The following is a 21,448-nucleotide window of genomic DNA, read 5'->3' on the forward strand; positions in this document are numbered from 1 at the left end:
TTCTAGGTTCCATTGTATTGGTTCATGGTGTTTTTTGCACCTGCAAAAACAAAGGATTTGATAAGTTCCGATGCCCTTTTTAATCTTTCGGGTAAAACCTTTTGTTCCTCTTCATTCCATTTGCCAAGCACATACTCTACCTGTCTACCTTGACCAAAATTAGCACTTACCCCAAAGCGAAATCGATGGTATTGAGAGGTTTGCAGTACATTCTGAATATCTTTTAGACCATTATGTCCACCGTCGCTGCCTTTGCCTTTAAGTCGTAGTGTGCCGAAAGGAAGGTTGAGATCGTCTGTAATGACCAAGAGATTTTCCAAGGGAATTTTCTCTTTTTCCAGCCAATACTTAACCGCTTTACCGCTTAAGTTCATATAGGTCGAAGGCTTTAAGAAGAGGACACTCTTTCCTTTATGTTTGAATGAAGCAATAGCCCCCAATTTGGCAGTTTCAAATGAAAATTCTTCTTGGGAAGCCATAAAATCCAAAATCTTGAAACCAATATTGTGTCGGGTTTCATCGTAATCCAATCCGATGTTACCCAGACCAACGATTAAGAATTTTTTCATGTCGTTCGTTTCCTCAAGAATTGTTGATTTATTTCCAAAAAGGCGCTTTAAGAAATACCACATAGTATTTTGGTTCCTTCAAAAATAAAAAAGCATCCCGCTAATTGTATTCTTAGGGGATGCTCTATTATAATTTGAGATGGATTTATTCTGCAGCGGCAGCCTCTGGAGCAGCGGCTTCTCCACCTTCTGCAGTCTCTGCACCTTCTGCTGATTCCTCTTCTTCCTCTTCTTCCTCAGCATCATCAACTGAGGTCCTTGAAGCTTTCACTTGAACCACTGCGGTACTATCTGGATGCATGATAGTAAAATCATCACTTAAAAGAGTTTCTACGGCAATGGTTCCCCCAATTCGTAGTTTAGAGATGTCCACTGTGATAAAATCAGGAAGCAAATCCGGCAAAGCCTTAATGGATAGCTTACGCTTTCTGAAAAGCAAACGTCCACCGTTACGTACCCCTGGGGAATTTCCTTCCAAACGTACAGGGATGTTCATGGTTACTGGCTTATCCTTGAATAATTGATAAAAATCAATATGAAGGATTTTGTCAGTTACCGGGTGGAACTGAATGTCCTGCAATACGGCCTCTAATTTTTGGCCATCCTCCAATTCAATTACCGCTGTATGGGCATTGGGAGTGTACACTAAGTTTTTGAACGCGAGTTCATCAGCTGAAAAGTGTAATGGATTTTCCCCTCCGTACAGTACGCAAGGGACCTTTCCAGCATTACGTAAGGCTTTGGTAGAAACCTTGCCCACGCTTTCTCTTTGGGATCCTTTGATTGTAATTGACTTCATTATATTGAATTAAAAAATTTACATTAAAAATTTAGATGAAATTGACGTGTTATGATGTACACGATGCATGACATCAGCGAACAAATCGGAACAGCTTAAAACTTTTACTTTACCGTGGGATTTTTTCACGGAGATAGAATCTGTAACGATTAGTTCTGTCAATTTTGAGTTCTCTATTTTTTCATACGCATCACCTGATAGCAGGCCATGAGTCGTGATAGCTCTTACACTTACTGCTCCTCTTTCTATCATCAAATCTGCAGCTTTAGTTAGAGTGCCCGCTGTGTCAACCAAGTCATCCACCAATACCACATTTTTACCTGTAACGTCACCAATTAATTCCATGTGTGAAATGACGTTGGCCTTGGCTCTTTGCTTATAACAGATAACCACATGGCTTTCCAACGCTTTTGAATAGGCATACGCTCTTTTAGAACCTCCCATATCAGGTGAGGCAATACATAAGTTATCCAAATTCAATTCACGCAAATAGGGTAAAAATAGCGTAGAGGCAAACAAATGGTCCACAGGTTTTTCAAAGAACCCTTGAATCTGATCCGCATGGAGATCCATGGTAATGATTCGTGTCGCCCCAGCGGTTTCCAACATTTTGGCTACCAATTTAGCGGCAATAGGCACTCTAGGTTTATCCTTTCGGTCTTGACGGGCCCATCCGAAATAGGGCATAACCGCGGTAATATGCCTAGCCGAAGCCCTTTTTGCTGCATCCAACATCAACAACATTTCCATCAAGTTTTCCGGCCCAGGATTGGTCGAACCAATGATGAAAATTCGTGCCCCTCGAATAGATTCTTCAAATGAGGGTTGAAATTCTCCATCGCTATATCTGGAAAAGCGCACCTTGCCCAAATCTGCACCGTAGGACTTCGCTATCTTTTCAGCCAAAACTGTACTTTGGGTACAGGCAAAAATTTTGGGTTCTGGAACTTGATACGGCATTCTAACCTCTTGTTGTCTAGTTTTTTAAAAAGCTTTTTTTCAAAAGAGGTGCAAATTTAAAAATTTATTCGGCTTGCTAAAGGATAAATGTGAAATTTTAGTTTTGCAAATAGGAAGTATTTTTTAGCTTTGCAGTCCCATTTTAATGGGGAGTCTATTTTTAGGCCTTGGTGGCGGAATTGGTAGACGCGCTGGATTCAAAATCCAGTTCTTTCGGGAGTGTGGGTTCGATTCCCACCCAAGGTACGGTAAGGGTTTGTTAACTGTTTGGTTATCAAGCCCTTTTCTTTTTTAAATACCTTTTATATCTTACGCATAATAAACAGAAATTGGTCTGCATAATTTTCAGCCTTGTATTAATCAGTCGATTAGAGGGTGAAGTAAGGGTTCAATAAAACGATTCGCTATTCGTCTTAAATACTGAAAAGGATATGTTTTCAAAGTTTTTCTTTAAAAGGGGAATTCCCATTTTGACCTTAATGCTCTTAAGTGTGTCTAGTTCAAATGCACAAAAAGCGGTCGGTTCTCCTAAAAATGAAAAAATTATGGAAGTTGCGGTCATACTATTTGAAGATTACGAAACCTTGGATGTTTTTGGTCCTGCGGAGATTTTTGGTCGATTAGTAGATCAATATCGACTTAATTTTTACTCCCTTGAAGGAGGAATTATATCAAACCGACATGGAGTTCCAATCATGACCGAAAAGCTCACGAACGTTGAAATAAAACCTGATATAGTTCTGATTCCAGGTGGTTTGGGCACTCGAAGTGAAGTGGACAATCCATTACTTATCAATAAGATAAAGGAACTCTCCGAGTCAAGTGATTATGTACTTTCGGTTTGTACGGGGAGCGTGCTTCTTGCCAAAACGCGGCTTTTGGATGGAAAAAGAGCGACCTCAAACAAAAGGGCATTTTCTTGGGTTACTTCCCAAAATGGTAGTGTTGATTGGGATAAAAAAGCGAGATGGGTCGTGGATGGAAAATATTACACATCTTCGGGAGTAAGTGCGGGTATGGATATGGCCTTAGGTTTTTTAGCCGATAAACATGGAATCGAATTTGCAAGAAAGGTTGCCAAAGAGATTGAGTATAACTGGATTGAAGACAAAGACAACGATAATTTTGTTACCCAATAAAATTCTATTTTTTTACACTTATCAATACAGCCTCACAACTTCTTAAATAGGAATTTAGAGTCATTTTTTCTGATTTTTTGTCGCTTGTGATTTCCACGGAAACTGTATTTGGGGATACTTCCCCCAAGTTATGGGCATACAATAAAAAGTCATTGGGCTTTTCCGAATCCAATTCAATGTCAAATTCTTGCTGGCTGTTGGTCAACAGATGTTTGGACAGTACCAGGTTTCCGTTAAGGTATATGGAAACAATATCCCCATCCTCTTCTTGATGATCCCATACCTTTACTTTTAGCCGTTCCGTATCAAAAGTTAGGTTTTTGACATACGATATTCTACGACCTTCAAATTCTTTTGGAAGTGGAGGGTTGGGTATGGGTTCCTTTCTTGATTTTCTTCCTTGAACATTTGCGGCGATGGAATTGTTTCTGGCCTGTTCAAACTGTTCTTTGCGCAAATCTGCCTCTTTATTCCTTATTGAAAAAAAAGAAGTGGCATATTTAGCAATTTGGTCCTTGTTGTCTGGGAATAATTCAATCCCCATCACCTGATAGTTGTCCCCAGAACCCACATTCTTGGCAAGTTGGATGCCTTGTGCATCCCCACTATTTTTAAATCTTCCCAATTCTTGAACTACGGTTTTGTTTCGCAACAAAAAGAAGCGAATGGATTTAGAGGAATCTATATTTTGTGTCTTCCATTGCAATTTGGCAGGTTCATTGGTCTCCCAAACGGTGGAACTAAGAGGGTAGCTTATGGTTAAAGTGGATTTGTTATCCATTGAATTTTGTTGGGCATAACCAATTACCATGCACAAGGTAAAAACGAACCATAGACTTTTGGAAATTGATTCACCTAACGTTTTCATTGTGTACTATTCTGCTGTTATTTAGCTGATTATTTGAAACCTATCGTGCTCTATATTATGAATTTTTTTCAATAGAACATAATTCGTGGTGGAATAGCTAAAGACCTGATAGCTTTCAGGTTACTTTTTTAGGGGGCAATTGGGGTATGGAGCAGTTAAACGAATTATTGGAAAACGCTATCTAATTCATATTGTGATATGGAAATTTATCTTTATTTTCAGTAAGCAAATCTGTTTTATGATAAAAAATTACCTTACTACTCTTCTTCTTTTTTCTTTCAATTTTATTTTTTCGCAAGCTTTTGTAACTACCTGGAAAACCGACAATTTTGGTGACTCAGCTAACGATCAAATTATAATTCCAACGTTTCCTGGGGAAACGTATAATTACAATGTGGATTGGGGAGATGGAACAAGTGATTCTAACGTTACAGGCGATATTACCCATACCTACTCCTCAATAGGAACGTATCAAGTTTCGATTACCGGAGACTTTCCAAGAATTTATTTCAATTTTGGTGGAGATGGGGATAAGCTTCTAACCATTGAGCAATGGGGTAATATAGCATGGAGTTCCATGGAGGCAGCATTTGCAGCTTGCGAAAATATGGATATTGTGGCGACGGATGTTCCAAACTTATCCAATGTTTCTTCCATGAGACAAATGTTCATGTCTTGTACTTCTCTTCAAGGAAACAGTGCATTTAATAATTGGGTTACTGGCTCGGTAACTAATATGTCAGAATTGTTTTCGTCTGCATTAATATTCAATCAAGATATTAGTAATTGGAATACCTCAAATGTCACAGATATGAGTGGCATGTTTGTGATGGCTGATTTTTTCAATCAACCCATAGGTTCTTGGAATACTTCAAGTGTCCAAGATATGGGTTTTATGTTTAATATGGCGGGGTCTTTTAATCAAGATATAAGTAACTGGAATGTTGGTAATGTAACCAATATGGCAGGAATGTTTGGTTTGACCCAAGTATTTAATCAGCCCTTGAATAATTGGGATGTCAGCAAGGTGACGGATATGTCGAGTATGTTTGCTGATGCAGTAGAATTTGACCAAGATTTAGGGGATTGGGATATTGGACAGGTGGTTACTATGGCCAGTATGTTTACCAACACGGAATTGTCATTTTTAAATTATGACACTACGTTAAACGGCTGGGCAAGTCTTACGACATTACAGCGCAATGTTCAATTTGATGCTGGCAATAGCGGATTCTGTGATGGTGAGACAAGCCGGCAGGGTTTGATTGACAATTTTGGATGGACAATTACCGATAATGGTAGAAATTGCCCTTTTGTGACCACGTGGAAAACTGATAATCCCGGTGCATCTTCGGACAACCAAATTACAATCCCGACGTTTCCTGGGGAGACCTATAGCTATTCCATCTACTGGGGAGACGGTACTTCTGATGACAATGTCACCGGTGACATTACCCATACGTATGCTTCTCCCGGAACCTATCAAGTTTCCATTTCAGGAGATTTTCCTAGGATTTACTTTAATTTTTTCCCAGAGGGTGAAGCGAAAGACTACGAAAAAATAATATCAGTTGATGAGTGGGGGACCATTGAGTGGTCTTCCATGGCTGATGCTTTTGCCAGATGTTCAAATTTGGATGTTAAAGCTCCAGACGTTCCAGATTTGTCCAACGTAACCAATATGCTATACATGTTTCGGGGTTGTTCCAGTCTCATAGGGAATACCAGCTTTTCTAATTGGGAAGTAAGCAATGTAAATGAGATGTTCGGGGTATTTACAGATACTCCACTCTTCAATCAAAATATTGGAGGGTGGAATGTTTCCAATGTTTCTGACATGGGGGCTATGTTTTTAGGAGCAAGTAGTTTTAATCAAAACATTGGAGGGTGGAATGTTTCTAATGTAACTAGGATGGTCAATATGTTTAGTGGAGCTATTTCGTTCAATCAAGATATTGGCGGATGGAATGTTTCCATGGTTGATGATATGGCTTATATGTTTAGAACAGCCAACAGTTTCAATCAAAATATAGATGGTTGGAATGTTTCAAATGTGGTCAGAATGGAAGGGATGTTTCTGGGGAATGCGACTTTTAATCAACCCCTTGGAAGTTGGCAACTTACTAGGGCGGAGAATACCGCCTTGATGTTTTTTGATGCGCAGAGCTTCAATCAGGATTTGAGTACGTGGGATGTTTCCGGTATTACAGATATGGATAGTATGTTTTTCAATGCTTCTTCATTCGACCAGGATTTAGGAAGTTGGGATGTTTCGAATGTTACCAATCTAGAATTCTTTCTAACGGGAACAGCACTGTCAACCTTAAATTACGACAAACTATTAAAAGGTTGGGGTGGTTTGCCAAGTTTACAAAGTAATTTGAGTTTTAGTGCCGGAGATGCCCAATATTGTGCGTCAGGATTGGAAAGACAGACCATTATCGATACCTATGGATGGTCAATTACGGATGGGGGTTCTAATTCTGAATGTCTATTTGTTACGGTTTGGAAAACAGATAACCCCGGAGGATCTGCAGATAATCAAATTGCTATTCCAACATTTCCCGGAGAGACATATAATTATACTATAGATTGGGGTGATGGCATGGTGGACACGTCAGTTACAGGAGACATAGCCCATACCTATGCAATCCCGGGAACCTACAAAGTGAGCATATCAGGAGATTTTCCTAGAATGTACTTTTTTGGTTCTACGTGGGCGGATGATTCACCTTTGGACAATAAAAAGCTGATAGCGGTTGAGAAATGGGGGTTAATTGAATGGACTTCTATGGAATTTGCTTTTCTGAACTGTACCGAAATGCAAGTAACTGCCTTGGATACTCCTCTTCTGGATACCGCCACAAATTTGAATTCCATGTTCAACGGTTGTTATGCTATGACCGGGGCAACTTCATTTGCTGAATGGGATGTATCAAACATTGAACAGATGAGCGGGGTGTTTGCGGATTGTTTTCGATTTGACCAGGACATTAGCTCCTGGGAAGTAAATAACGTTAGGGATATGTCATTCATGTTTTCTACGGCTCAAGATTTCAATGCGGATATAGGTGGTTGGAATGTTTCAAATGTGGAGAGTATGAGAGCTATGTTTCAGGATGCTAGTAGTTTTAATCAAAATTTGAATAGCTGGGATGTTTCCAATGTGACAGATATGCTCAATATGTTTTTTGGTGCATCTACATTCAATCAAAATATCCGTTCATGGAATGTAGGTAAAGTAAATACCATGAATGCGATGTTTGCAAATGCGACTTCTTTCAACCAAAACATTGGCAATTGGAATGTTTCTTTGGTGACAGACATGGCATTTATGTTTTTCGAAGCAAGTAGTTTTGATCAAAATTTGGGCAATTGGGATATTGAAGTGGTATCCGATATTTCCAATATGTTTACGGGAGCTTCCCTTTCTATTGACGCCTATGATGCTATTTTAAGAGGGTGGTCAACACAAAGTTTAACCAATGGTTTGACCTTTGATGCGGGAACCAGCTTTTTTTGTGAGGCTACCAGCGAGCGACAATTTATAATAGATACCTACGGATGGATCATAAATGATGAAGGAGAAGCCCCTTTATGTAATGAAGACAATGATAATGATGGGATTTTTGATCATAAAGATGATTGTCTCAATACCTTACCTGGAGTGGCAGTAAACGAAAATGGCTGTGATTCTATTCCCAATGATGCCATTCAGGTAAATGTTTCTACTCCAAGTTGTGTGGGAAGTACGGATGGAACGATAGAAGTAAGAACGAACATTTCAGGCTATTTATTAAACATTTTGGTGGAAGGTAATGGCGCATCAAATGAATTTCTGGAGATTGATTCTGATACAGATTTTGAAGTAAATGATTTATCAGTTGGAAGTTATTTGGTAACAATCTCTATCCCTGACATTTTGTTTGAGCGAACATTTGGGGTTTCAGTGAACGGAATAGATGTTGTTAGTGCAAGAAGGTCTCAATTTAACTCTGATCAAAGAAAGGTTTCATATACCGTATCGGGTAGCAAAACCTATTCGATTTCCATCAACGGGCAAAACACTAACTATACGTTTGAGGATACTGGTCCTCAGACAATAACCTTAGAAAATCTAATTGGACAAAATGAAGTGGTCATTTCTGGAGAGAGTGATTGTCAGGGCAAGATTACCGACAGCTTTTTTATTGGGGGCGACATCCAAATTTATCCAACGATTTCAGAATCATATATCAATCTTCTTACCAGTAGCAATAAACTCAACATTAGGATTTATAGTTTGGGGGGGCGACTTGTAAGAAATCTTGAATTTAATCAAAGACAAAATAGTTTGGATATATCGTCTTTGGAATCCGGTATTTACATATTCCAGATAATAACGGATAAAGGGCTTGAAGAAAACCTTAAAATAGTGAAAAGATGAGAAAAGGAAAGTTTTTAATCATTCTAATTGTTGTTTTGTCGATTGGTTTTCTGGTATCATGCAGCAGCGGAGGAGATGAAGGTAGTACTCCTGTTGACCCGCCTCCAGTAAATCAAGTAAATCCTCCAGGAAAGGCGGTTGGGGTTCTGCCTGAAAATGGAGAACCTTGTTCAGAATATGAGGAAGTCACTGAGGACGACACTAAGGTACAGGTTGCATTTCAGTGGAATGCGGCAAATTTAGCTCAAAGTTATACCCTTATTGTAAATCAGGGTGCTAGCGAAGTATTTAGAAATTCCTTAAACGCCCTTCAAACTGAAGTGGTTTTGGACAGAGGTCAAACCTATACTTGGCTGGTGGTGGCTGTAAATGACGATGGTCAAACCAATGGGGATACTTTCTCTTTTACCACACCTGGAACCCCAACAAGTAATTTTGCACCATATGCGGCAGAAATTACAGCGGATTTTGATTCGGGACCTTCAGAAATGATAATTACTTGGATAGGAAATGATGAAGATGGAGATGAATTAACCTTTGATGTTTCGGTTTTGGAGGAAGGGGAGTCTATTTTTGAATCTATGAATCTGACAGAAACAACGGTGGAACCAATTCTTGTTGAGCCAAATTTAGAGTATGTAATAGAAGTAATTTCTAGGGACCCCACGGGTAATTTTTCAATTTCAAGACTGACAACTTCTTTTCCCAATTAAAATAGGTGTAGTCCCGATAACGGGTGTTAATGTGAGATCAGATAAGAAAGCCAATGCACCTTTTATTGCCGGTATTTCTAGTTTGTTGATCGAACTTATCCAACAAAGTATGATATACTTACTGGTCCTCTGTTAGAATTCCACCTGAATCAAAACAATGAAAACACAATCTAGTTTTATTACTCAAAACTGGCGGAACTAAAGTCAATATTGAATTGAAAGCACCAGATACTAATACTGTTTATTTCATCGAGGGTGGTGCCTTCTGGTAAAAAAACACTCAATGTCTCGTCTTCGAACCTTCGCCCCTGTATGGGTTCACTCAAACTTATTCCATCTTCGAAATTGCCATTGGTGCCACCATACACACTCACAGCTGGGCCAGAGCCGTTGTAAAAGAAATTAGTGAGCTGGATTTCACAGTCGGAAATGACAGTGACCCTTCCGCTGATACCATAAGAAGTACTAACTCGAAGTCTTCGTGATTCACCTACCAAAGGATGTGTTGAAGTACAGTCTCGAGCTTGTGGTACTTCATTGGGAAGGGCAACTTCATCTTCACTACTACACCCAATAAGGGTAAAAGCCAAAACCATTAAAAAAAGAGAACAATTTTTCATAGAACTATTAATTCATAAACGACCGTTGATGGTATTTCGTCGCAGTATTTGTTTTTGTTTACATTTTTCACTGAAATAATGGAAGATGAAGTACAAGGAATGGTCTTCTATGCAGGATTTGTGGAAAAAGAAATCAAAATTCGGCGAGGCCACTCATCGATTAACAGATGATTCACCACAAATGATCGATGAAATACAACATAATTTCTTTTTGGTGCTGAATTTCGGATATGTTTAAAGATTCTTACAAGTAAGATCAACCTCTATTCTCTGTACTATGAGCAGAATTCAAATCCAAGAAAGAAATGGAAATCTCATTCTGTTTTTGCTTTTCATGGTGTTGGCATTCCAAACGGTGCAAGGGCAATGTACTTCTGAGGCGGGTTCCAATCAAACCCTAAATCAAGGGGTTTCGGTTTTTCTTAATGCTACAACTCCAACCTTGGGAACAGGAACATGGGCACAAATTTCAGGTCCTAGTACAGCCAGTTTTGATAATGTCAATAATGAGAATACCGAGGTTTTTGGACTTACCGCCGGAGATTATATTTTTCAATGGACCGTTTCGGATGGTGTTTGCGTCCCTGCCACAGATACAGTTGAAATAACGGTATTGGGAATTGATTTGGAACTTAACTTAGGGGTAAGCGATCCTACTCCAGATATTGGGGATGTGGTCACCTTTACGGTTAACTTGAATAATTCTGGCGCCTTAGCTGCCACCGGGGTTTCTATAGAGAATTTGGTTCCCAATGGATATAATGGTATAACAGCAATTAGTGATAGCGGGACCTTTAGTTTTATATCCAATATCATTTCTTGGACAGGGTTGACCGTTCCGGCAGGCACTTCTATCAGTCTTACATTCAATGCTACCGTCCAGACCCCTACTGGAGTTGCAGATGAGTTTACCCATATTGCCGAAGTAGTGGCAAGTGACCAATTTGACTTGGATAGCACCCCCAACAACGACGATGGGGATCAGAGTGAGGATGATGAGGATAACATTTCAGCTTCACCAATACAAGCCGATTTGTCTTTGACAAAATCGGTTGTGGGTAACGACCTTTCACCCAATGTCGGAGAGGAAATAACCTTCCAAATTACAGTTTTTAACGGAGGTCCGGACGATGCCACCAATGTCGAAGTATCTGATTTGCTTCCAACTGGGTTTGACTTTGTACTGTTTAGCACAACGGCAGGATTGTATGATGAACTAACAGGGGTTTGGGACGTGGGTACCGTATCAAGTGGATCAAATGAAACTTTATTGATTGATGTTTTGGTGAATCCTACTGGAATTTACACCAATACAGTTGAAATTGTTGCTTCGGATGCTTTTGATGTCGACTCGACTCCTAATAATAATGTCGGTAGTGAAGATGATCAAGATGAGGTAATCGTTACCCCTGTTGAGATAATTGATCTTTCACTAAGTAAAACGGTGGATAATTTAAATCCCGATGTCAATACGAATGTGGTTTTTACATTGACATTAACTAATGATGGTCCTAATGATGCGACGACCGTACAGGTAGTCGATATTTTACCTTCAGGATTTGCATATGATTCTGATGATGGTGGTATAGCTTATGATAATGTGAGTGGTCTTTGGAATGTAGGAACGCTTCCTAGTGGGAATTCCGCAAGCTTGAGCATTACCGCTACGGTAAATACGGCTGGGGTGTATACGAATACAGCGGAGATAACTAATCATGATCAATTGGATTTGGATTCCACTCCAAACAATGGGGTTTTGTCCGAGGATGATCAAGATGCCATAACCCTTGCCCCTAATCCTTTGGTCGACATTTCTGTTACCAAAACAGCAGACGATCTCACACCCAACGTAGGAGACCCCATTGTGTTCACAATTTCCGTAACCAATGATGGACCCAGTGATGCGACCAATGTGGTTGTAACTGATTTTTTGGCTTCTGGATATGGATTTGTCAGTGCCGTGCCATCCAATGGAGTTTATGAACCCTTGAATGGATTTTGGACCCTAGGAAATTTGGCGAATGGCGTTACCGAAACACTTACACTTACGGCAAACGTCCTCCCAAATGGCGATTATAGCAACACTGCTGAGCTAACACAGCTAACAGAAGAAGATGTAGACTCAGACCCAGCCAATAATGACGAAACGGAAGATGATCAGCAGACCATAGAGCCGGTACCGGTTTTGGTATCTGATTTGATTCTTAGGAAGTCTGTTGATGTGCTTTCTCCTTTCGTGGGAGATCAAGTGGTTTTTAGTATTAGTATATCGAATACAGGACCAAGTGATGTTACCGGAGTTGAGGTCTTGGACCTATTACCTTCAGGATATACCTATGTTTCCAATAGCAGGACAGCTGGCGTGTATGATCAAAACACGGGAATCTGGCAATTGAACGGGGTAATTCCTAATGGCACCACCGAAACGTTGAACTTGGTGGCAACCGTAAATGCTTCTGGGGATTACTTCAATGTAACAGAAGTATTCTCCTCGAGCAATTTAGACCCCAATTCAACACCTAACAATAATGTAGTCACCGAAAATGATCAGGACAGTGCGGGTACAACACCACTTCCATCGGCAGATTTATCCTTACAAAAGACAGTGGATAATGAGTTTCCAGATGTGCTGGAAAATGTAACATTCACGATTGCAGTAATCAATGATGGTCTGAGCGATGCCACAGGCGTAGTGGTTTCTGATGCTCTACCATCGGGATACACCTATGTTTCGGATGATTCGGGAGGAACGTATTCCTCGGCAACGGGTCTTTGGAACATTGGAACAATAGCAGGAGGTTCTTCGGCTATTCTAAATCTGACAGCTCAGGTAAATCCAACAGGAAATTATACGAATGTTGCTGAAGTTATCTCCTCCATAGAAAGAGACCCAGACTCTACACCAGGCAACAATATCCTTTCAGAGGATGATCAAGATGAACAGTCGACCACACCAAGAACTCTAGCAGATATTTCGATTACAAAATCAGTCAATGATTTAAGCCCTTCGGTTGGAGATGAAATCGTTTTTAGCATATCGGTTAACAATGCTGGACCTAATGATGTCGCCGACTTGGTTATTGAGGATGTACTCGCCTCGGGGTATTCCTTTGTTTCGGCCAGTCCTTCCTTTGGAAATTATAACAATGTTACAGGAGCTTGGTCCATAAACAGTCTAACCAACGGAACAACAGAAACTTTACAGATAACGGTTGGCGTACTACCTACTGGAGGATATGCCAATACTGTGGAACTGATCGCAGTCGATACTTTTGACCCTGATTCCACACCGGATAATAATCTGGATTCCGAAGATGACCAAGACTCAGTAATTCCTGTTCCAAATGGATTAGCGGATGTATCTCTCACAAAAACCGTCGACAATGCATCTCCCAATGTTGGGGATATTGTGGAATTCACATTGAGTTTAAGTAATGAGGGCCCCAATGATGCTACGGGAGTAACGGTTACAGATTTGTTACCTAGCGGATATACCTATGAGTCTCATGTGACCACGGCTGGAGTATATAATGAGCAAACTGGTATTTGGTCCGTTAGTGGACCTGTTTTTAGCGGTAGCACAGAAACTCTTGTCATTCTGGTGACTGTGAATGCCCCAACGGGTACAATGGATGAGTATTTGAATGTCGCCGAAATCACAACGAGTGATTTTGCGGACCCAGATAGCGATCCAAATAGCGACCTTTCCCAAGATGATTTGGGTGACGGGCTTGCCGATGATGACGAAGCGACCGCCTTGGTGGTGCCCCAAACTACCGATATTTCAATTGTCAAATCTGTGGATAATCCAACCCCCCAAATTGGAGACGAAGTGGTTTTTACTATTGTCGTCACCAATGAAGGAAATATGGAAGCCACAAATATTGGGATTGAAGACCGGTTACCTTCTGGTTATCGCTTGGTTAGTTCGCAAACGGATTCGGGCAGTTATGATGAACTCTCCGGATTCTGGGAAATTGAAAACCTACCAGCTTTTGTTTCAGCTAATTTGACCATTACCGTAGAAGTTTTGGATATAAACGATTATCTAAACATAGCAACTTTGGTGTTTGTGGATCAATTTGATACCAATGACACGAACAATAGCGACCAAGCGGCGGTGGAACCTTCATGTTTAATAGTCTACAACGAATTTTCACCCAATGGTGACGGGGTTAATGAAACCTTTACCATTGACTGCATTACCAGATACCCGAACAATGTACTCCAAGTATTTAACCGATGGGGAAATATTGTCTTTGAACAACGCTCTTATAATAATGATTGGGATGGTATTTCCAATGGTCGAGCCACGGTACAGAAGGGCCAACAATTGCCAGTTGGAACATATTACTACGTACTCGATTTAGGGGATGGTTCAGAACCGAGAACAGATTGGTTGTACATCAACAGATAAAAGGGAGGGGATGGAAAAAGTTGAAAGAAAAGCACAAATGAAAAGACGACAAAAATATAGCTGTCTAGTCCTCATGCTCTTTAGCGTATGCATAGGTTCCGCTCAACAGGACCCTCAGTTTACGCAATATATGTTCAATACCTTGAGTGTGAATCCAGCATATGCAGGTTCTAGAGGTCACCTTACGGCTTTAGTTTTGCATCGCTCCCAATGGGTGGGAATCAATGGCGCACCTACTACGCAAGTGATGGCCGTGGATGGACCCATGGGAAATAACGTTGGACTGGGCCTTGTGATTTCCAATGATGCTTTGGGACCGTCTTCCGAGTTTTTTGTGGATGGTAATTTTTCATATACCCTAAAATTGGATGAAGAGAACAGACGCATTTCTTTTGGATTAAAAGCAGGAGGACGTTTGTTCAATGTGGACTTTAATGAAGGTAGAGTTCAAAATCCGGATATTGCCTTTCAGAATAATATTGAAAACAAGTTCTTTCCAACCGTTGGAGCCGGAGTTTATTATCATACCAAGTCCAGTTATCTGGGATTGGCCGTTCCCAATTTTTTCTCCGAAGAGCATTACGATGGTCAGGAACAGGAAATAGCAACAGAACGCCTGCATTACTTTTTAATCGGAGGGAAAATCATTGATTTGACACCTGATGTAAAGTTCAAACCCGCCTTTTTTGTGAAATGGGTGCCTGGAGCTCCCGTTATAGCCGATATTTCGGCCAATGCTTTACTAAAGGAAACTTTCAATTTTGGTTTGGCCTATAGATGGGATGACTCGTTTTCTGCCTTATTAGGGGTTCAAATTTCCCCAGATTTAAGTTTGGGATATGCCTATGATTTAACTACTTCGGACCTTACCGATTTTACTACCGGCTCTCACGAGATTTTTCTTCGATATGAGTTTAAGACAGTAGAAAAGCGACTTAAATCCCCAAGATTTTACTAGGATGAAAAGGATACAGACATATTCAAGCTTAATTTTCCTGTTGTTCATCGCTGCGACCCAGGCCCAATTGAAGTATAATGATGCCGATATCAATTTTGAAAATCTTCTATACGCAAGAGCAGCGAAACAATATGAAAGTCTCGCTAACAAAGGGGATGATTCACAACATGTGCTTCAACGACTTGGAGATTCATATTTCTTCAATACTGATATGGAAAATGCCGTAAAATGGTATGGGCTTTTGTTTTCAAAATATGAACATGTACTGGAACCTGAATACGCGTTTCGATATGTGCATGCATTGAAAGGAGTTGGTAATTATAGATTGGCCAAAGCCATTATGAAGATTTACACCAAGAAATTGGATACTTCAGAATTTACGGTGGAACAATTAAAAGACAATGATGAAAAATTGGATGAACTGCTCAATCGTCAACCGCAGTTCTATATTTCAAATTTGGCAATAAATACCCCAGTAGCCGATTTTGGTCCAGCCTATTATAAGGATAAAATTGTGTTTTCTTCCAGTCGGGATTCCTTGCGATTTGAAACCCGGGTATACGAATGGAACAAACAACCTTACCTGGATTTCTTTATGGCGGATACCATTGATTTGGGTTCAGATTTGGCCGAAGTGATTCCCCTTTCACCCATCCTCAACACAAGATATCACGAAGCCGTGGCCAGCTTTATTCCCGAAGGGAACATTGTATACTTCACCAGAAACAATTATACCAAAAGTGAATTGGGGAGGGATGGTGAAGGAACCAATCATCTGAAAATGTATCGGTCAGAACTCAAAGGTGGAGAATGGACCGAAGCGGAGGAAGTCCCATTTAATAGCGAAACCTATTCCGTTGGGCAACCGGCACTTAGTCCAGATGGACGTTCCCTATATTTTGTTTCGGATATGCCTGGGAGTATTGGAGGCACAGACATTTTTGTGGTGGAAATTGACAAGGATGGCAATTATTCAAAACCAAAAAATTTGGGTCCTACCATTAATACGGGAGGACGTGAAATGTTCCCTTTTGTGACCGAAGAGAAATTCTATTTTGCTTCAGATGGGCATTTAGGCTTGGGCGGTTTGGATGTATTTGAGAGTGAGCTGGAAAACGGAACTTTTCAAAACCCAAAGAATTTGGGACAGCCTTTGAATAGCAATCGAGACGATTTTGGATTTATTGTTAAAGAGAAAACCAATCGGGGCTATTTTTCATCTAACCGAAAAGGAGGAAAAGGAGACGATGATATTTATTCCTTCCAAAGACTGGAAGAAAAATGTACTCAAACAGTGAAGGGAAGTGTAGTTCGCAAATCGAACGCGCAACCTGTCGTAAATACTCAAGTGGAGCTTTTCAGTCCGGATGGTACGTCCTTAGGTCGAACGGTAACGGACCCCTACGGAGCATTTACCTTTGATGTGGTTTTGGATTGCGAAATCGACTATACCGTTAAGATTTCAAAAGAGGGTTTTTTACCGAACCAAAATCAATTCAGCACCACAAAAGAAAAAGACTTTGTGCATACAGTCCCTATGGAAATTGAGAAAGAGCTGAACAAGTTGATTGTCAACGAAAATGGAGTGCTCAAGATTAAGATTGACAACATTTATTTCGATTTGAATAAGGCAGATATCCGACCTGATGCTGCCCAAGAATTGAATAAGATTGTTGAGGTCATGAAGGAATATCCCAAAATGATCATCAAGATAGAAGCGCATACCGACTCCAGGGGGAGCGACCGTTATAATGAAACCTTATCGGATAAAAGAGCAAAATCCACAGCCAACTATATCATTTCCCAAGGTATTGAGGAGAATCGCATTGAAAGTGCAATAGGGTATGGAGAAAAACAACTCTTGAATGGATGTAGCAATGGAGTGAAATGCTCAAAGGAAGAACATGATATGAACAGACGTTCAGAATTTATCATATTGAAATTGGAGTAAACCTAGGGGCGAATTTCAATAAAAAGTCCGATGATACTTTTAGTCATCGGACTTTTTTAAACCCTCAGTATAAGTTTAGATGCTATTTCTTAAAAATATAGCGGGTGATGAATATACCTTTTCCATCGCCTTTCCCGCTGTCACTTTCAACCGCAGAGGTAACAAAAGCCAATTCCCAACCATTCTCTATCATATTGTTGATCATGGAGCTTAGTAAGGCATCATTTGCAGCAATATTCTGAAAACGAATCCCGCCAATATTGAAAAAGTTGAGCAATTTGGTTTCCTCGAAATTTTTAACACGGATATCTTTTCGACTAGACTTATTGCGCGTGTTGTCGGTTTCGGTTTGAACACTGGTGTACTCTTTGTAATCTTTGTCATCAAGTGCATTGATGATTCTAGACCGTCCTAGTCCATTCGGCACTATTGATTCCACGCTGGTTACTACCTTGTATTCTTGCGCGGATAAGCTCAAAACAAAACTTATCCCTAAAACTGTTGATAGAATTAATCTTTTCATTATCTCGAACATTTATAATTTTTATTAAAGACAAGGCGTGGGTTTAAGGGTTGCATATAGCTTAAAAAAATGCCGAGCCCCAGAGGAACCCGACATTTCACAAGCAAAAAACCAACCTAATCTAATCTTCGATAAACGTATATGTGGCTTTGTCTACTTCCGTCAAGCGGAAATACCCAAATGCGTAATTCTCTGGGTTCGTTTCATTGATACAATTTCCCCTTACGGCAACTGGAGTTGCCTCAAATAGACCTACACCGCCCAATTGGGAAATAAGTATTTTGATATAATCATAGTAGTCTCGTGAGATACCATACAGTTCAATATCAACAACATCTCCTGGCATAAACGGCAGGATATTTTGGTCCTCATCCTCTTCAATTTCGTACCACCAATCAATCTCATTGCCATTGATGAATTCATCTTCTGCCACTTCCAAATCTGGCAATAAATCTCCCCGGCGCTCAAATCTGAAAAGATAGTTGTTCCCCTCTTCAATAGGATCTGTGAATACGACATGTACTTCCAGTTCCTCATCATCAAACCCTTCAATACGATCCTGGAAAACGTTGGTAATTTCCGTCACTGGGGTCATGGTTTCCGTGGCACGGAATATCTCTCCGTTGTATTCAATTTGTAGTGTATAGGATTGTCCCAAAACAGGCTCAAAACTTGTGGTCAAATACGCTCCGTTGTTTTGGTCTTCAAAAACAAATTCCTCATTGTTGGAATCATTTGTTACAGTGACTGAAGCCCCAACTACATCAGTTGTGGAGTTAGAGTCAAAGAACGGAGTAGAGGTGCGTAGTCGAATGCTCTGAACATTTCCGGGAGTACCTTTTTCCCAATCCAAAGAGGCTTCCACAACCAAACGAATGGGTCCATCTTGAACTTCTACTTCCACGACATCGGTACAAGCGAAGGTGAATAGGATGACTACTATTGAAATGAATCTTACTGTGGTTTTCATGTGCTAGAATTTAAAGTTGTAGGTGAGTGATGGTACGATACCAAAAATGGCAGTTCGGGTGGCTTCGTTTGCCCCAGTCTCGAGATTTTGGCCGAAGGAAATGGCCGCTGCGTTTCTTCTATTATATAGATTGTAGACGCTAAGAACCCATTCCCCTTTAAAACGCTTGTTTCGATATTTTTTCGGAACATAATTGACAGATACGTCCACCCGGTGATAGGCCGGTAGGCGGTCTGAATTTCTTGCAGCATAGCTTGCAATTGACAGATCTTCATATTGATACTGTCCATTTGGGAAGGTTACAGGCCTACCTGTTTGGAAGACCAAGTTTGTTCCAAAACTCCAGGAGTCATTTAATCGATATGCTCCGGATACGGAAATATCATGGGTCCTGTCAAAAAAAGTGTTGTACCAATCTCCATTATTGATGCCTGGGCCACCTGCTATGCCCCCTGGGGTTCGCTGTTCGGACTTTGAGAGGGTGTACGCTATCCAACCTGTAAAATCACCTTCATTCTTTCTTAGCAAAAGCTCCAGACCATAGGCTCGCATTTCTCCGTTTAAGATTTCAGTTTCTATGGTGTTTTGACCGATTAGTTCGGACCCATCAATATAGTCGATGCGATTATCCACGGTTTTGTAATATGCTTCTACTTCCAAGGAGTAACGCTTATCCATAAAATTTCGGAAGTAGCCCAAGGCATACTGATTGGATAGTTGGGGATCAATAAAAGGCCCACTAGGTGTCCAAACATCCAATGGGGTTACAGAAGATGTGTTGCTCAATAAATGAATGTATTGAGCCGCTCTTGAAAATCCGGCTTTGAGTGAAGAGTTTTCATCCAACAAATAGGCCAATGAAACTCTCGGTTCGAAATTGCCAAAGGTCTTTATGCTTTCACTTCTGTCGAAATCTGTTTCTCCAATAGCTATACCTCGCTCATAAATACCCAAACTTGCATTGTAAACAACAGGCTGGCCATTGGCATATTCCGTGATGGGCTGCCCACCCAATCTGGAAAAAGCACTATAGCGAAGGCCGTATTGTGCCGTTAATTTGTCCGTAAGCTTATGTTCTGCGCTTATATAAACTCCACTCTCAAAAGCTCTTTTTTGATCTAACGTTAGCGGATTTACAGGTGAAGTTGGAGCTGTAGGTTCAACCTGTCCAGGGTCAAAGTCATAAAAAATGCCGTTGATGCCGAAGTCCAATGAAAAACGGTCACTCAAATAATATTTGAGGTCGTACTTCAGATTGTAATTGGTAATGGAGGACACCCATTCAAATTCCTCTTGGTCAAAGTTTAGGTCGTAGTCATACCTACTGGCAATGATGGATAAGTTTGAAAACAACTTATCATTAAAAATATGGTTCCATCGTAAATTGCCGGAAGCATTGCCATAGCTATTCTCAAAATTGTTGCTGAAATCGAAGGCATCACGACCAAAATACCCTGAAAGATACAGTCTGTTGTTTCGATTAATACTATAGTTCGTTTTTAAATTTAGGTCGTAGAACGTAACGCTATTGTCCTCACCTGCAGCGTTCAGAATCAAATCCACGTAGGACCTTCGACCTGCAATCAAAAAAGAACCTCTATCTCCGAAAATTGGACCTTCTGCTGTTAACCTACTGGAAATAAGTCCAATACCACCGGTAAGTGCAAAGTTTTTACTGTTTCCATCTTTTTGACGAATGTCCAATACCGATGATACACGACCTCCGAAGCGAGCTGGAATCCCTCCTTTATACAATTTCACGTCTTTGATTGCATCTGCATTGAAGACTGAGAAGAAACCGAACATATGGGAGGTGTTGTAAATAATGGCCTCGTCCAGTAAGACCAAGTTTTGGTCCTGAGCACCTCCACGAACGTGAAAGCCACCGGTTCCTTCTCCATTATTGGTTACACCAGGAAGCATTTGAAGAGATTTGAGGATGTCCACTTCGCCCAATACCACAGGCATCCTTTTTACGGTACCGATGTTCATTTTTACCACACTCATTTCGGGCTTGCCTAGAATGGCCCTTTCAGGTTCTTCTGCAGTGACCACAACTTCTTCCAGTTCCGTTGAGAATTCGGCAATTTCAACATCCCGCTTAATGTCTTGTTTTAAACTAATGGTGATATTAACATCCGAATACCCGATATAGGAAACATTCAAAATATAATCCCCTTCCGGGGCAGTTATGGAATAAAACCCGTATTCATTGGTGATTCCTCCGATTGTTGTTCCACTAAGAAATACCGAAGCACCAAATAAGGTCTCCCCATTGCTTGCGTCTGTTATGGTACCACTAATGGTATGAGTGGTTTGTGCTGCGACAAGGGCACAGCCCATAAAATAGACCCCTAATAACCAGACCATGGTTTTGCCGATAGGGGCCAAAGATTTTTTGCTGTTCATTTTTTGATGGTTTATGGTTTCAAATAAATTTCACAGCTAGAGACAGACTAGAAAATGGAGGGTTGCATGATTTAGAATTCTTTTAGGAAAAATCATTTTTTTCAGAAAATTTATCCCGTAGAGTGC

General features: G+C 40.5%; 15 protein-coding genes and 1 tRNA gene. 8 read left to right on the plus strand and 8 right to left on the minus strand.

The window, feature by feature from the left end:
* Window positions 1-2 precede the first annotated feature (2 nt).
* The 3 genes from pth to ACSLUF_RS01745 form a co-directional block, all read right to left on the minus strand.
* Window positions 3-632: an aminoacyl-tRNA hydrolase gene (gene pth, locus ACSLUF_RS01735; protein ID WP_435624414.1), complete on the minus strand. Its 630-nt coding sequence runs from the start codon at window positions 630-632 to the stop codon at window positions 3-5.
* An 82-nt stretch (window positions 633-714) separates the two neighbouring features.
* On the minus strand, window positions 715-1,368 hold the full coding sequence (locus tag ACSLUF_RS01740) for a 50S ribosomal protein L25/general stress protein Ctc (RefSeq protein ID WP_435624415.1): 654 nt from the start codon (window positions 1,366-1,368) through the stop codon (window positions 715-717).
* A gap of 18 nt (window positions 1,369-1,386) precedes the next feature.
* Window positions 1,387-2,328 (minus strand): ribose-phosphate pyrophosphokinase, encoded by a 942-nt coding sequence (locus ACSLUF_RS01745; RefSeq protein ID WP_435624416.1) that lies wholly within the window; start codon window positions 2,326-2,328, stop codon window positions 1,387-1,389.
* A 164-nt stretch (window positions 2,329-2,492) separates the two neighbouring features.
* On the opposite strand from ACSLUF_RS01745, the gene ACSLUF_RS01750 reads away from it, so the two are divergent.
* Window positions 2,493-2,574 (plus strand) — tRNA-Leu (locus ACSLUF_RS01750).
* A 185-nt stretch (window positions 2,575-2,759) separates the two neighbouring features.
* On the plus strand, window positions 2,760-3,467 hold the full coding sequence (locus ACSLUF_RS01755) for a DJ-1/PfpI family protein (protein WP_435624417.1): 708 nt from the start codon (window positions 2,760-2,762) through the stop codon (window positions 3,465-3,467).
* Window positions 3,468-3,471: 4 nt separating this feature from the next.
* Here the strand turns inward: ACSLUF_RS01755 and ACSLUF_RS01760 are convergent, their stop codons facing one another.
* Window positions 3,472-4,335, minus strand: coding sequence for a hypothetical protein (locus ACSLUF_RS01760; protein WP_435624418.1), 864 nt, complete (start codon window positions 4,333-4,335; stop codon window positions 3,472-3,474).
* 238 nt (window positions 4,336-4,573) lie between these two features.
* Between ACSLUF_RS01760 and ACSLUF_RS01765 the strand changes: the two genes are divergently transcribed.
* The gene (locus ACSLUF_RS01765) at window positions 4,574-8,761 is read left to right on the plus strand and encodes a BspA family leucine-rich repeat surface protein (protein ID WP_435624419.1); all 4,188 of its coding nucleotides are present in this window, start codon (window positions 4,574-4,576) and stop codon (window positions 8,759-8,761) included.
* Window positions 8,758-9,474, plus strand: a complete 717-nt coding sequence (locus ACSLUF_RS01770) for a hypothetical protein (protein ID WP_435624420.1) — start codon at window positions 8,758-8,760, stop codon at window positions 9,472-9,474. The genes ACSLUF_RS01765 and ACSLUF_RS01770 overlap by 4 nt, the downstream gene beginning before the upstream one ends.
* A 179-nt stretch (window positions 9,475-9,653) precedes the next feature.
* Here the strand turns inward: ACSLUF_RS01770 and ACSLUF_RS01775 are convergent, their stop codons facing one another.
* A complete protein-coding gene (locus ACSLUF_RS01775; RefSeq protein ID WP_435624421.1) occupies window positions 9,654-10,094 on the minus strand; it encodes a DM13 domain-containing protein in 441 nt (146 codons plus the stop codon).
* An 85-nt stretch (window positions 10,095-10,179) separates the two neighbouring features.
* On the opposite strand from ACSLUF_RS01775, the gene ACSLUF_RS01780 reads away from it, so the two are divergent.
* The 4 genes from ACSLUF_RS01780 to ACSLUF_RS01795 are packed head-to-tail and all read left to right on the plus strand — an operon-like array spanning window position 10,180 to window position 17,420.
* Window positions 10,180-10,332 carry a hypothetical protein gene (locus ACSLUF_RS01780; protein ID WP_435624422.1) on the plus strand — a complete coding sequence of 51 codons (153 nt, stop codon included), beginning with the start codon at window positions 10,180-10,182 and terminating at the stop codon, window positions 10,330-10,332.
* 39 nt (window positions 10,333-10,371) lie between these two features.
* Window positions 10,372-14,511, plus strand: coding sequence for a gliding motility-associated C-terminal domain-containing protein (locus tag ACSLUF_RS01785; protein ID WP_435624423.1), 4,140 nt, complete (start codon window positions 10,372-10,374; stop codon window positions 14,509-14,511).
* Window positions 14,512-14,521: 10 nt separating this feature from the next.
* Window positions 14,522-15,469 carry a PorP/SprF family type IX secretion system membrane protein gene (locus ACSLUF_RS01790; protein WP_435624424.1) on the plus strand — a complete coding sequence of 316 codons (948 nt, stop codon included), beginning with the start codon at window positions 14,522-14,524 and terminating at the stop codon, window positions 15,467-15,469.
* Window position 15,470: 1 nt separating this feature from the next.
* Window positions 15,471-17,420, plus strand: coding sequence for an OmpA family protein (locus tag ACSLUF_RS01795; protein WP_435624425.1), 1,950 nt, complete (start codon window positions 15,471-15,473; stop codon window positions 17,418-17,420).
* Between the two features lie 82 nt (window positions 17,421-17,502).
* On the opposite strand, the gene ACSLUF_RS01800 is transcribed toward ACSLUF_RS01795, so the two are convergent.
* The 3 genes from ACSLUF_RS01800 to ACSLUF_RS01810 all read right to left on the minus strand — a co-directional run bounded on the left by ACSLUF_RS01800 (window position 17,503) and on the right by ACSLUF_RS01810 (window position 21,322).
* Window positions 17,503-17,943, minus strand: a complete 441-nt coding sequence (locus ACSLUF_RS01800) for a hypothetical protein (protein ID WP_435624426.1) — start codon at window positions 17,941-17,943, stop codon at window positions 17,503-17,505.
* Between the two features lie 121 nt (window positions 17,944-18,064).
* The gene (locus ACSLUF_RS01805) at window positions 18,065-18,913 is read right to left on the minus strand and encodes a DUF4249 domain-containing protein (protein WP_435624427.1); all 849 of its coding nucleotides are present in this window, start codon (window positions 18,911-18,913) and stop codon (window positions 18,065-18,067) included.
* A 3-nt stretch (window positions 18,914-18,916) separates the two neighbouring features.
* Complete coding sequence (locus ACSLUF_RS01810; RefSeq protein WP_435624428.1) at window positions 18,917-21,322, minus strand: TonB-dependent receptor; 2,406 nt, start codon at window positions 21,320-21,322, stop codon at window positions 18,917-18,919.
* Window positions 21,323-21,448: the final 126 nt, after the last annotated feature.

This window comes from Flagellimonas sp. (assembly GCF_965601775.1).
GTDB lineage: Bacteria > Bacteroidota > Bacteroidia > Flavobacteriales > Flavobacteriaceae > Flagellimonas.